This window comes from Turicibacter sp. HGF1 (assembly GCF_000191865.1).
Classification (GTDB): Bacteria; Bacillota_I; Bacilli_A; order MOL361; family Turicibacteraceae; genus Turicibacter; species Turicibacter sanguinis.
In genome coordinates this window covers 1-14422 of sequence record NZ_AEXQ01000078.1, presented here as the reverse complement: position 1 = coordinate 14422, position 14422 = coordinate 1, and the positions used below count along the sequence as shown (strand labels likewise).

Sequence of the window (14422 nt, the reverse complement as noted above, 5' to 3'; positions counted from 1 at the left end):
TCAAAAAACTTAACAAAAATGAGTATAATGGATATAAAGGGGAGGAAAAATATGTTAACAATTTTGCTCATAATTATTTATATTGCTTTTATTAGTCTTGGTTTACCAGACGCCATTCTAGGTTCAGCATGGCCATTGATGCATACTGATTTAAATGTTCCTATTTCTTATGCCGGAATCGCGACCATGATTGTCAGTGGAGGAACCATTATCTCAAGTTTTTTCAGCGAAAAAATGATTCGAAAATTTGGAACAGGAAAAGTCACCACCATCAGTGTACTCTTAACAGCCACTGGCTTACTCGGGATTTATTTTGCGCCAAGCTTTATTTGGATCTGTCTTCTTGGAATTCCACTAGGAATCGGAGCTGGAGCAGTGGATGCTGCCTTAAATAACTTTGTCGCTCTTCATTATGAAGCGAAACACATGAACTGGCTTCACTGTTTTTGGGGAATTGGCGCGACCTCAGGACCATTCATCATGTCTTTATTTCTACTCAATCAAAATGGATGGCGAATCGGATACGCAACCATCGGAATCATTCAAGCGATACTCGTTATTTGTTTGTTTATTTCGTTACCATTATGGCGTCAATTTGAAACGACTCAGAAAGTGGAGGAGGAAGACGATAATGGTATCAAAATAAAATCATTATTGAAAATTCCAGGAGCAAAACCGACACTTATCGCCTTTTTCTGTTATTGTGCAGTGGAACTTACCACCGGATTATGGGCCAGTTCTTACTTAGTTGTAAACGATGGACTAGCTGTTGACTTGGCCGCTAAATGGGCTTCATTTTACTACTTAGGGATTACAGTCGGAAGATTCATTGCTGGATTTTTAACAATGAAATTAACGAATACACAAATGATCCGAATCGGACAAACAATTTGTATCATAGGAGCTATTCTTTTAGTCTTACCTATCACTAGTGTGTTTAAATTAATAGGACTCATCTTCATTGGATTAGGATGTGCACCAATTTATCCTGCAATGCTTCACGAAACGCCGAATCGATTTGGAAAAGAATTATCTCAGCGTTTAATGGGGATTCAAATGGCAACAGCCTATGTGGGAAGCACCTTAATTCCACCACTATTTGGCGCTCTATCAAAAGTTCTAGGATTACAAATGTTACCTTACTTTTTATTAATCTTCTTAATCATTATGCTGGTTTCTTCAGAGAAAGCAGCCTATAAAAAAACAAACTAAAACTGACAAAAGGAGCCAAACATTGGCTCCTTTAAATATGTTTAGGAAAAAAATAGATAAATTTTTTGAGTCTTATTTTAGAAATTTGCTTTTTAAAAAATGATTGATGATAGTCAAAACTTTAGTTCCCAATTCTAGGCCTTTGCATATTTTATAGGTAAAGGAGGAAATAAGATGATCAGAAAAGAAATAGGTTTTTTAAAATTAGGAACAATCTTTTTACAAATTGTTTTTATGTTACTCTTAATCCCAGCCACTCAGTTATGGACGAGTCGATTACTTGGTGGTTTTATTATTAATTCATTTAGTTTAGTCGTTTTATTATTACTTCATGCTTATACATATCGTGAATGCAGTAGAAGTCGGATGCCGAAAATTGGGCATTTAGTAGGAATAATAGCTACTGCGATACAAGTTAGCTTCCCCCTATATCTTATCGCGACACTAATTTTAGGATTTGAATCTTATGTTGTCTTAGCCAATCGATTGCCTTGGAAATTAGATCAATTAAGTAAGCCGAAAAAAGTGAAATCAAATTAAGATGAGCTAATGTCCGACTTAGCTCTCTTTTTTTATCCTTAAGTGTCAGAAAAGGTCGTATGATAGTTGACGATATGAACACTTCATATGATAATTAACATAAGTACCTAAAATTGGGAGATACTTATGTAGGAGTAAGGAGGAAAGCATGATGTTTGATCATTCAAATTGTGGGATTGGGGCCATCGCTAATCTTGACGGAACTTATAGCCATGAAATTATTCAACAGGGGATGACCCTCTTAAAAGCACTCAGCCATCGCGGGGGAAAAGCGAAGGATGGGACAGGTGATGGATGTGGGATTTTAATGCAAATTCCCCATCATTATTATGAAAAAAAATATGACATCAAAGGTTCATTTGCCCTTATGATGACTTTCTTACCAAAAGATTTAGTTGAAAGAAAAAAAGCATTAGATATTATACATGATGCAATGAAATCAAATCATGTTGAGGTCATGAAAGAAATTGTGGTGCCTGTTGATTCAACTCTTTTAAAACCAAAGGCACGTGCAACAGAACCATTTATTATGCAATTTATTTTAGATTGTGAAGACCAAGTGACATTATATAAGGTGCGTCGTCGCATTGAGCAACAATGGAAGTTTGCTAATTTAGCTGATCGTACGTGTTACATATCATCATGCTCAGCAAAAACAGTTGTTTATAAGGGATTATTGACACCTGAAGAATTACCGAATTATTACTTAGATTTACAAGATGAAGCGTTCCATTCAAACTTCTGTATCGTACATCAACGTTTCTCAACCAATACCAATCCATCTTGGAATTTAGCACAGCCATTCCGATATTTAGCACACAACGGAGAAATCAATACGGTGTCAGGTAATATTGAATGGTCAAATTCACGCGTTGGACTTGCGACTCATAAAGACGTTTATCCAATTTGTAATGAGCGCCATTCAGACAGTGCAAATCTTGATCGAACGCTTGAGTCTTGGATCTATGAAGGATTTGACCTTGAAAATATCGTGACGCGTTTATTACCTAAAGCATACGAAAAAGATGCGAGTGTGAGTGAGGAACTTAAAGCGTATTATGAATATAGTAATTTAAAACAAGAACCATGGGATGGGCCAGCTGGGGTTATTATTTGTGATGGGCATAAATTAATTGCTACTCTTGACCGCAATGGATTACGTCCATTCCGCTACGTTCAAACAGACAAACAAGTCGTTTTAGCCTCAGAAATTGGGGTCCTAAATACACCGCTTGAAAACATCAAAATGGCAAGCCGAATTCAAGCAAGCGAGCTACTTTGTATCGATTTAGACAACCAAATCATCACAAAAGACGAAGAAGTCAAAGCTATGTTAGCCGCGCAACATCCATATCATGAGTGGTTGACAAAAAAAATAATCAAACCAGCTGCAAAGTATGACTTTAACGCAGAAGTAGCAGATTACACACAAAAATTTGCCTACACTAAAGCCGAATACATGCAAGAGTTAAAATCATTAGTGGAGACGGGAAAGGAAGCCATTGGATCTTTTCCATATACGGCACAGTTGAATATTTTAAAGTCTAGTCCACAACTATTCTTCGATTACTTCAAACAAAATTTTGCACAGGTAACCAACCCACCACTGGATTCAATCCGTGAAAAAAGAGTCTTCTCATTAAAGACTTCTTTAACACCGGTTGTCTCATTAAAAGATGAGCCATTAACTTACCCAGTGTATCAATTAGAATCACCTATTTTAATGCAAAATCAATATGAAACTTTACTAAAGGAAACTACATTCAAACACATTCACCTATCGTTAAAAATTGACACCACCTTACGTGATGCTGTTGCGAAGTTCAGACAAAGCGTCATTGAGGCAACAAATGAAGGTGTTCATATCATTATTTTAGACGATGAATGTGAAGGAAAAGTCATTCCATCTTTAATGGCGACAAGTATTGCGCATGAAGTATTAGTTAAAATGGGGAAACGTCTAGAAGTTCGACTCATCTTAAAATGTGGTGATGCCCGTTTACCGATTCATTTTGCAATGTTACTTGCTTATGGAGGTGACTTCATCTATCCATATTTCTGCTATCACGTCATTACAAAAAATGTAGAAGATAAAGAAACAGTTCTTAAAAATTATTTAAATGGATGTAAAGCCGCTTTATTAAAACAAATGGCTAAAATGGGAATCTCAACGATTTCTTCGTACCGTGGATCAAAAGTGTTTGAAGTTGTTGGTCTAAATGATGAGGTGACCTCTTTATTTACAAGTAAATCATCATTATTTGGTGGGAAATCCTACGAAGACATTGAAGCGGGATTACTAGGAGAAGGGCTAGATTTAGCAAAAGTCAATGAATATCAAAACATGGACTCAATCTTCATGAATCACGCATACTCAAAAAAATTCATCAAAGACATTAAAGCTGTCGTATCCGCTAATGATTATGATGAATTCAAACGCTTAACTGAAGAAGAAAGAAATCGCCAAATTAACCTTCGTGATTGCTTAAGCTTAAACAGAACTCAATCGATAGCAATCGAAGACGTTCAACCAGTCGAAGAGATTATTCGTCATTTTGTTGCATCAGCGATGTCATACGGTGCTTTATCTATTGAAGCTCATGAAACGATTGCCCGTGCTTTTAATGAACTTGGAGCATCTTCAAATAGCGGTGAAGGTGGGGAACTTGTTGAACGTTTTGGAACGATGACCGCTTCAAAAGTGAAGCAAGTTGCTTCAGGCCGTTTTGGTGTTACCTATGAGTATTTACGTAGCGCTGAAGAAATTCAAATCAAGATGGCACAAGGTGCAAAACCTGGAGAAGGTGGACATTTACCAAAATCAAAAGTTGATGAAAATATTGCCCGCGTTCGCTATGCCAAACAAGGTGTAGATTTAATTTCACCACCCCCTCACCACGATATTTATTCCATTGAAGATTTAGCGCAGTTAATTCATGATTTACAAACAACAAATCCATCTGCTCTGATCAGTGTTAAATTAGCATCACTTGCAAACGTTGGAACGATTGCAAATGGAGTGGTTAAAGCAGGAGCTGCTAAAGTGGTTATTTCAGGATTTAATGGAGGAACAGGTGCTTCACCAAAATCTTCACTAAAATACACGGGACTTCCTTGGGAATATGGGCTATATCAAGCGCACAAATCATTACTAGAAAATGATGTACGTCATGAAACGTTTATCCAAGTTGATGGACAAATTAAATCAGGGTATGACGTGGTCATGGGAGCAATCCTTGGAGCCGATGAATTCGGAATCGGAACCATGTGCCTTGTCATGGTAGACTGCATCGGATGTAAACAATGTCATACAGGTAAATGCCCCGCTGGAATTACCACTCAAGATGAAACATTGCGTGCTCGCCTCAAACAAGATCCGACGTTATTAAAAACTTATTTAACTTATGTGGCGCGCCAAACACGTGAAATTATGTCTTACCTTGGAGTGAAATCACTTGAAGAACTTCGTGGACGCACAGACCTTTTAGTTGTGCCAAATCATTTAAAATTAGATTGGTTACAACCATTGCCTGTGACTCAAGATATGAATGTGAGAAAACAGCAGATACCAGTGCCAAAGTTAGTGGCAAACGAAGTAAATACTATTGATTCTTCTTTAAGAACACTTGGGGTGCAACTCGTAAGTGATCAAATGCGTACATTTGAAACTTATGGTTACGCTGGACAAAGTTTTGGAGCCTTCATGAACGAAAGTGTTGAACTTATTCATACTGGATATGCCAATGACTATGTTGGTAAAGGATTAAGTGGCGGACGTATTACCGTTAAAGTTAATGAGACGATTCGCCAATTAGAAGAAGAAAACCCTGAATATATCAATCATCACTTAATTGCTGGAAATACGATTCTTTACGGTGCGACTTCAGGAACATGTTATCTTGAAGGGCGAGTTGGAGAACGTTTTGCCGTCCGTAACTCAGGTGCAACGGCAATCAATCACGGAATGGGAGTTCATGCCTGTGAATACATGACAGGTGGAGTTGTTATTTCCTTAGGAGATGTGGACGCGAATATTGGTGCCGGTATGACAGGTGGATTGTTATTCATTTATAAACCATCGGATCTCAACCTAAAACTTAATACGGCCTACGTCAATGTCTTTGAAATGAAAGAAGAACATCGACAAATTCTAAGTGCTGTGTTACAAGATTACGTGATCAAAACAAATAACACACTTGCCTCAAAAATTTTAGTTAACTTCGAAGAAGAGGCATTGAACTTTACACTCATTACATCATCAGATTACTATGAATTAGAACTATAACCAAAAGTGCTATCCTTGAGATAGCACTTTTTTAATACAATGATAAATAAATATTGTTAAAAAATGGTATAATCGTTTTAGTAGTAAGGGGAATAGGATGTTAAAGAAAAGGATAACCATGATTGCAATGAGGGGGAAAAATATAAGATGCGAGATATAAAGGGACATGATGTCTTGTAGGAGCTGATATTATGAAATTTAATAGCGCTTAAAGGTGATGAATTAAAGGGGGGAATGAAATGTTAAAAAAAATCATGATCATGATGTTACTGTTCATCGTAGCAGGGTGTCAAAGACAAGAGAATCTACAGGAAACACCGATTCATACATCCATTCAATTATTTTCAACTTTAACAGGAAATTTAGTTCAAACAGACGACGAGTCTTATAAAGAATATGTTGAATTATTTCATGATCTATTCAAAGAAAAGGCAACGTATGAAAAGTTTCTAGGATTAAAAAATATGACAGGCTCAACAGGAGTGAGTTATTCAAACTTCGTCATGATGCAGTTAGATAATGGGGAAATGATACTTGTCTCCTTTGTTCCATGGCCAGAAGAAGACCGATATGAAATTTACGATATTTATCTTGTACCAGATTCAGTGAAGTATTATTTTGAAGATATTCAAAACTAAGCGCCAGCCATGATAAAATACTTGAAGAAGGGTTCACAGATGACGAGTAAAGCGTTTAGATATTCCATTGAAATTAAATAGGCCGCTAATGATTAGCGGCCTATTTAATTATTTGAGGTTCTGATTCGTTTATTAAAATTGATTACAATTTAAGAGAATCAGTCCATTTTCTTTGAGGTAAAAAAGGACTGATATTAAATGTCATTAATGTTTTTGTTCTTTTTTCTTAGTTGTCACTCCAGTTCCTGGAACAGGTTCACCTGCTTCATAAACTTTACCAGGTTGTTTAACTTTTTTTTCATTATATTTATGCATTTTTCCTGACATCATTTGTCACCTCCTTCATCGTTATGATTTACCAAAAAAATTAAAGTAATTCTCAATTGTGACATAAAAAAGATAATTTTTTATTGGGGAAGCGTTCGATAAAATGCTATTAAAGTTAAATGGGTGACAATCTTGACACCTAGATTCTACTTTACATTCACTGGGAATTTCTTGTATGATGGGAATGCGTAAAAGTTGTAGAAATCGCATGAAAAAATGTATAAATCCTAAATTTTATAGGCAAATTTGGAGAAATCCAAAGACGCAAAGCTAAAGGGGCTAAGGTCAATTGAGACTATGCTAGCCAGTTGCCGAAGAAAATCTATTCTTTGTTCGTCATAAATTGATTAAAACTAACATGATGTGATTAGTTATGAACTTTTTGTGGTGCTTAAATTAGATGGTAACTACCCTTTAGGGTAGTTTTTTGTTTTCTTAGGCAGGAATAGTTTTCTTAGTCAGATAAGAGGCGAATATTCCATTGTTTTATTGAATAATCCTTAAAAATTTTCCAAGGGGGACGAAGTATGAAAAAACAACTATCAGCTATTTTAGCAGTATCATTGATAGCATCTAACTTTTCACCAATGATCGACATTTATGCTAGTGAATTAGCAAAAGAAACGGTAGTCGATTTAAATGAATCAAAAAGTATGCAAAGTGTTACAGCAACAATTACGCCATTTACCTTAACAAATTATCGTAACTTTGAATCGTATAATGAACAATTTAAAATAGCAACAAGTCAAATTAAATCGATTACGAATAACGGGGGACAGTATTCATCAAGTTCAATTGATAAAGCAATTGATGGAAATTTATCAACTCATTGGGAAACCGGAAAGCAGAATAATTCTTCCTTTAAAAATGAAGTTGTCTTTGAATTTGAAGAAGTTGAATCCATTAATCGTTTAATCTATGCGACTCGACAAGATTCAGCAAAAGGTAAAGGATTTCCAACTGAATTCGAAATTTATGGTTCTTTAAGTGGAAGCGATGAAGATTATCAATTATTAGTAACGGGAGAACATAAAACAACAGGAGATCTTTTAGAATTTAAATTTCCAACGATGACAGTAAAAAAAATTAAATTTGTTTTTAAAGAAGCTAATCAAAATTGGGCGAGTGCTTCAGAATTTTGGTTCTATAAAGAAGATGCTATTCTTGAACAAATGAATGAAATGTTTACGAATGAATCAAAAAATGAATTAAGTTCCCATGTTGATACACTTGAAAAATTAAATGAATTCGAAGCCACAGTGATGAATCATCCTTTATACGATGAGTATAAAGAAGATTTTAATAATGCACGAGTTTTACTTGAGAGTATGGAAGTTGTTTATATGAATGCGATTGTATCTAAATTCACTTCATTAGCGGATGAACGATTAGAGGCATATGACGAGTTATATAAAATTCCTTCTGAAAAAATTACAAGTATTACAACAAATGGTGGGCAATACGCATCGAATGATATTACTAAAGCAATTGATGGTAACTTCAATACTAACTGGCATTCAGGAAAACAAAATACATCAACTCATACAAATGAAGTGATTGTGACCTTGGATGAATTAACAACAGTTAACCGAATCATGTATACCAATAATCGTTCACGCGGTTTTGCTCAAGAATTTGAAATTTATATTTCAAAAACTAGCCAGGGAGAAACGTTTGAAAAGGTAACCAGTGGACAAATGTCAATTGATACGAATCATACGATGGAAATATTATTTAATCCAACAGAAGCACGTCGAATTAAATTTGTGTTTACTAAGGGATATGAAGATTGGGCAGTTGCCTCTGAGTTTGGAATTTATAAACAAGATAGCTTATCAGAAATGATGAATCGATTATTCGTTGATCCTTCAATGAGTGAAATCACTCCTGAATTTGGAACTCTTGGTGCACTTAATTCCTTGATCGAATTATCAAAAAATCATCCATTTGCGGACGAATATCTTGAAAAATTAAATTTAGCAAAAGAATTAATAGAATTTGGTGTTATTCAATCCGGAACATCAAACGTGTCAAAGTTTACACCTTTCTATACGGATTATATCAATCAGTATGATGAGCAATTTCGTGTAAACATTTCTAATATTAGTAATAATGGTGGAAGTTATGGTGGAGCAGCAATAAATTATGCGATTGATGAAGATGTAACAACTCACTGGGAGACAGGAACCCCTAATAGTGAAACATTTAAGAATGAAGTCGTATTAACTTTAGATAAAGCAACCGAAATCGATCGTTTAACCTATAAGGCGAGAACAATTAATAAAGGATTTCCAACCAAGTTTAGTATTTATATTTCACCGGTCGGATCAGGGGATAATTTCCAAAAAGTTTCAGAAGGTGGTTATACTGTTACAAATGATATGTTAGAAATCAAGTTTGATTCGACCAAAGCAAAACGTATTAAATTTGTCTTTGAAGAGGCTTATCAAGATAGACCATCTATTGGAGATATTCGCGTTTACAAAGAAGATACTGTCTTAAATCAAATGAAAAACTTATTTACGGATGGATTAATGGATACCGTATCTGAAGCGTATAATACGATTGAAAAATTAGCAGTGTTAGAAGCAGAGGTTGAAGGACATCCGTTAGCAACTGTTTACTTAGAAGAGATTCAAATTGCAAAAGATATTTTGAACGGGGAGTTACAAACTATTAAAACAGTTGTTGCCGAACAGCATGGGGATCGTAATGCTCACGCCAGTCAAAATTTAAAATTTGGATTCGGGGATAACTTCCAATCAACAGGAATTGTTGCTTTAGCAGGTAAAGAAATTACAGTTTATGTGGATGCAGAGCCTGGACAACCGCTACCACAATTAGTTTTTTCACAGCAAGAAGGAAGTTTTGCAAATTGGGGAAGAACGGTTAGCTTACATATTGGGAAAAATGTTATTACAGTACCGACAGTTTCACAAAATGATGGATGGTATAATCATAGTGTGACCCCTGGTGGTGCCGTTTATATTTTAAATCCATATACAGAGGAACAACAATCTAAAGCTCCTATTATCCGATTCGCTGAGGGGGTTGAAAAATTCCCAATGATGGATGCTAATACAAATGAACAAGAATTTTTAGACTTACTAAAAGATTATAAAACTCGTCTAGATGCAGATAAGGCCGCTAATCCAGATGTAATGGATCGTCAAATGATTGATGTCGTTGAAGTTGTTTCTGATCACCTAGTATTCACTGGGACAGCAACGGGGGCTTATACAGCGTATATCGAGCAAGAATTTGGCCCAATGAATACCGTTAATATGTACAATGATCATATGGACATGGTATTTGATTACTTAGGGTTAGACGGAAGTAGCCTGCAACATGATGTGAAGTATACACGTGAAAATATCCGTTTAGCACAACCATTTGGATATATGTATGCAGCAGGAAATCATATCGGTGTTCAAAGCGATGTGATGGTTTCAATGCTAACGAGCATTGGTGGATGGGGTGTTGACCATGAAATAGGGCACCGTTTAGATATTGGCGTTCGAACAATTGGAGAAGTGACGAATAACATGATTCCTCAGTTCTCATCATATTATTACAATAAACCAAATAAACGAATTCCATTTGAAAGCCACGTTTATAAAAATGTAATTGCAACAGATAATAACGCCTATTATGCAGGTGGATATTTTGAACAATTAGCAGTATTTTGGCAACTTGAAATGATCTATCCAGGTTATTGGGGGAAATTAAATAGCCTGTATCGTGAAAATAATGTCGTGTTAGATTCGAGTAATACAGCTAATGATAAATTAAATCAATTAGCTAAATATTCTAGTATTGCTTTAGAGTTGGACTTAACGGAACATTTTGAACGCCATGGATTCTTCGTGTCAGATGAAACAAAAGAATTCACTAGACAATATGAAAAACCAAATGTGAAGACTTGGTACGCTAATTATGATTACATCGAATACGAGGGAACGAGATTTGATGATAATGTCACCACAGCACTCAATCTATCGACATTATCAGATCAAATTAAACTCACATTCCATGTTAATCAAAGTGCCTCAAATGATGTCATGGGATATGAAATCTTTAAAAGTGGCGAATTAATCGGATTTACCTCAACTAATAGCTTTATTGATACCGAGGCCGTTATTGGCGAACAAGTTGAGTATACGGTTGTTGCTTATGATAAAACATTACACACAGCAACCCCTGTTAGCATTCAATCGCTATCACCATCGCTTCATGTACAGCAAGAGACATATACCATTAAACTTCACGAATCATTCAATCCAATGGACTTAGTGAAGGCAACAAACTATCTTGGAGAGGATATGACGGATTCAATTGTTGTCAGTGGAGCCGTTAATACGGAAGAAAAAGGAACTTACTCAGTTGAGTATACAGTCGAAGATCACGGAGTAACTGCAACTAAAACGATTCTTGTAATCGTTGTAAGTGACTATGATTACTTATCAGATTTACAGTGGTCAGACTCTAAGTTAGGTTATGGAACAATTCGTAAAACAGATATTAAAGGTCGTGTGAATGGAGACATTAAAAACTTTGAAAATGGACTTCGAATTCATGCAACATCTAGTGTTACCTATGATTTATCAGACTTAGACTATGACTATTTTGAAGCCTTAGTCGGTGTGGATATGACCATCGTTGAACAAACCAATTCAAGTATTAAATTTGTGATTAAAGCCGATGGAGAAGTTGTAGCGACAACGAATACATTACGTCATGCTGATAATATGGTGGCGATTAAAGTTCCAGTTCAAGGTGTAAATGAATTAGTAATTGAAGTCAATGATGCCGGAAATGGAAATACAAGTGATCATGGGGTGATTGCTCATCCTATTTTAACAACAAACAATGCTAAACCAAGCTTAACGGTGATGGATCAAACCTATTACTTAGGAGAAGCGGTTGATTTTAGGGCAGGATTAAATGCCACTGACGCAGAAGATGGAGATTTAACAGAGGAAATTGAAATCATTTCAAATAACTTTGAAGAAAATAAAGTGGGACGCTTTGAAGTGACTTACCGAGTTAGTGACAGCGATGGTAATAAGGTGGAAAAAACGGCTTATGTTGTTGTGTATGAAGATTTTACAGTAATAAAATCAAAATACGGTCAATTTAGTCAATTAGCAGCGTATAACGAAATGTTTAAAATTCCAGTCGCATCAGTTTCTAATAATGCCGGACATTATGGAAGTAGTGTGATTGCAAATGCAATAACATCAGATTTAAATGCGCATTGGGAAACAAATTCACCAAACAGTCCAACCTTTAAAAATGAAGTCGTGTTCGATTTAGGAACAAATTCGGATGTCGCAACGATGACGTATGCGGGGCGTCGTGGTGGAAAAGGATTTGCAACAAAATTTGAAGTTTATGTTTCAAGTGAAGCAACAGGAAATGACTTTATCTATGCCGGAGCAGGAACCTATACAGGAAATACTAATGATGTCATTCAATTCACTTTAAATCGTCAAGACGTTCGTCGTGTCAAATTTGTCTTCGTTGAAGCGAATCAAGGGTGGGCATCAATAGGAAATGTTTCATTCTATAAACAAGATGAGATTGCGAAAAAACTTCAAACTCAATTATTTACAGATGAAACACAAACAGAAGTGGCTGAAGCTTATAATACGTTTGAAAAGCTAAATGCTTTCAAAGAAGAAATTCAAGCAAGTTATCCAGCCTATGAACTATTTGAAGCCTACTTTGTCAAAGCAGAACAAGTGTTACAAGCGAAACTTCCTGTTTTAACTGTTGAAAAAGATATAGCGGTTAAAGTTGGGGAAACATTAGAAAATATAGCAGGTATTTATCAAGCCATCGATCAAGAAGATGGTGATATAACACCGTCTGTCATCGTGAGTGGATTAGAAGGCATCAACTTTAATCAACCAGGAGTGTATAGCATTCATTATAAAGTCGCAGACTCTGATGGTAATACAGTTGAAAAAACGCGCCATATTTCGGTTGTCAACTTAGAAGACTTCGACTACTTAACAGATTATGATTGGACTTCAGCTAAACAAAGCTATGGAAGTACAAAAAAAGATCAATCGGCAAGCTCAAATACATTACGCTTAACAAACGAAGATGGAACGGTTGCAACTTACGAACGAGGAATTGGAGCCCACTCAACGGCAACAATTATTTATGACTTAAGTGACAAAAACTACGATATTTTCTCAGCATATGTTGGGGTAGATCGTGCCATGCATGGAAGTGTTGGAAGTGTACAATTTGAAGTCTTTGTTGATAATGAATTAGCCTTTGATAGTGGGGTCATGAATTCACGTGATGCTAAAAAATATGTTGAAGTTAGCATCGCTGGAGCAAAACAACTTAAACTAGTCGTTAAAGATGGTGGAAATGGTGATGGATCAGATCACGCCACTTGGGGAGATACAAAACTACATTTTGCCAACAGTGAAAGTGTGGGAATTGATCGAACACAACTCGATGATTTACTAACAAGCATCAGTGAGTTAAATGCAAACCATTATACAGAAGCATCTTGGAGTGAATTAATCTCGGTTGTCACAAGGGTTAATGAACAATTAGCAGCGGGTTATACGCAAGAAATTATCAATGAATTAACAACTCAATTGGCACAAGCTTTAGAACAATTAATTGTGGCAACAAATTACGAATTATTAATTGAATTAGTAGAGCAGGCGAACCTGATTGATTTAGAAGGTTATACAGAAGAAAGTATTGCCCTTTTACAAACCACTATTAATCAAGCAATGGAGATGCTTAAGGCGAATGATAGTCAACAAGCAGACGTCAATCAAATGATTGAAAAACTGCAATCCGCAATAAATGGATTAGAAGAAATAATCGATTTAACTCAAGTTATTGAGTTTGAAGATTCAATTTTAAAATCAGCTATCATTAGCCAATTAAATTTAGCAACAACAGAGATTACACTAGGGGATTTATTAAAATTAACTGAATTAAATGTGAGCTCTTCTCGTATTTCTAGCCTAAAAGGATTAGAGTATGCGAACAATCTAGAGACATTAGATATTTCATATAATGAAATTAAAGATTTGTCTCCATTATCTTCATTAACAAAATTGGTAAATGTTAAAATAGAATACCAAATCATCGAGGGTGGAATGTTAACCCCGCAAGATGGAAAAATTCAATTTAAATTCGATGTGATTAATCGAAAAGGTGAAAACCTATTGCCAATTTTATCTTTAAGAAATAATCGAACCTTCGAGGAGACGACACTTGAAACGATGATTGATGAGAATGGATTTATTACCATTGATGTTAACACATTAGAATCTGGTGTTTATACACTTTATGTTGGCTTCATTGATCACTTTGATGATTTACAACTTCAAGTTCTTTATATGTTCGAAAAGTAAAATCTAACAAATAACAAAAAAGA

Annotated in this window: 6 protein-coding genes and 1 riboswitch; of the genes, 5 read left to right on the top strand and 1 reads right to left on the bottom strand. The window is 35.5% G+C overall.

Annotation, left to right across the window (positions count from 1 at the left end; all coding sequences use genetic code 11):
* Window positions 1–51 precede the first annotated feature (51 nt).
* The 4 genes from HMPREF9402_RS07690 (at window position 52) to HMPREF9402_RS07675 (ending at window position 6675) form a co-directional block, all read left to right on the top strand.
* Window positions 52–1212, top strand: coding sequence for an MFS transporter (locus HMPREF9402_RS07690; protein WP_009607034.1), 1161 nt, complete (start codon window positions 52–54; stop codon window positions 1210–1212).
* A gap of 174 nt (window positions 1213–1386) precedes the next feature.
* Window positions 1387–1752, top strand: a complete 366-nt coding sequence (locus HMPREF9402_RS07685; protein ID WP_006784111.1) for a hypothetical protein — start codon at window positions 1387–1389, stop codon at window positions 1750–1752.
* A 151-nt stretch (window positions 1753–1903) separates the two neighbouring features.
* Entirely contained in the window at window positions 1904–6037 is a 4134-nt protein-coding gene (gltB, locus tag HMPREF9402_RS07680) for a glutamate synthase large subunit (RefSeq protein ID WP_238526656.1), read from the top strand.
* A gap of 239 nt (window positions 6038–6276) precedes the next feature.
* Entirely contained in the window at window positions 6277–6675 is a 399-nt protein-coding gene (locus HMPREF9402_RS07675; protein ID WP_006784109.1) for a hypothetical protein, read from the top strand.
* Window positions 6676–6879: 204 nt separating this feature from the next.
* Here the strand turns inward: HMPREF9402_RS07675 and HMPREF9402_RS14885 are convergent, their stop codons facing one another.
* Window positions 6880–7002 (bottom strand): hypothetical protein, encoded by a 123-nt coding sequence (locus tag HMPREF9402_RS14885; RefSeq protein ID WP_262949936.1) that lies wholly within the window; start codon window positions 7000–7002, stop codon window positions 6880–6882.
* A gap of 229 nt (window positions 7003–7231) precedes the next feature.
* Window positions 7232–7318, top strand: a riboswitch (cyclic di-GMP riboswitch).
* Window positions 7319–7529: 211 nt separating this feature from the next.
* On the opposite strand from HMPREF9402_RS14885, the gene HMPREF9402_RS07670 reads away from it, so the two are divergent.
* Window positions 7530–14399, top strand: coding sequence for an NPCBM/NEW2 domain-containing protein (locus tag HMPREF9402_RS07670; RefSeq protein WP_009607036.1), 6870 nt, complete (start codon window positions 7530–7532; stop codon window positions 14397–14399).
* The last annotated feature ends 23 nt before the right edge of the window (window positions 14400–14422 follow it).

What these genes read in the sequence shown, in the direction of transcription:
- HMPREF9402_RS07690 (WP_009607034.1), top strand. Translation starts at nt 52, where the DNA reads ATGTTAACAATTTTGCTCATAATTATTTATATTGCTTTTATTAGTCTT.
- HMPREF9402_RS07685 (WP_006784111.1), top strand. Translation starts at nt 1,387, where the DNA reads ATGATCAGAAAAGAAATAGGTTTTTTAAAATTAGGAACAATCTTTTTA.
- gltB (WP_238526656.1), top strand. Translation starts at nt 1,904, where the DNA reads ATGTTTGATCATTCAAATTGTGGGATTGGGGCCATCGCTAATCTTGAC.
- HMPREF9402_RS07675 (WP_006784109.1), top strand. Translation starts at nt 6,277, where the DNA reads ATGTTAAAAAAAATCATGATCATGATGTTACTGTTCATCGTAGCAGGG.
- HMPREF9402_RS14885 (WP_262949936.1), bottom strand. Translation starts at nt 7,002, where the DNA reads ATGTCAGGAAAAATGCATAAATATAATGAAAAAAAAGTTAAACAACCT.
- HMPREF9402_RS07670 (WP_009607036.1), top strand. Translation starts at nt 7,530, where the DNA reads ATGAAAAAACAACTATCAGCTATTTTAGCAGTATCATTGATAGCATCT.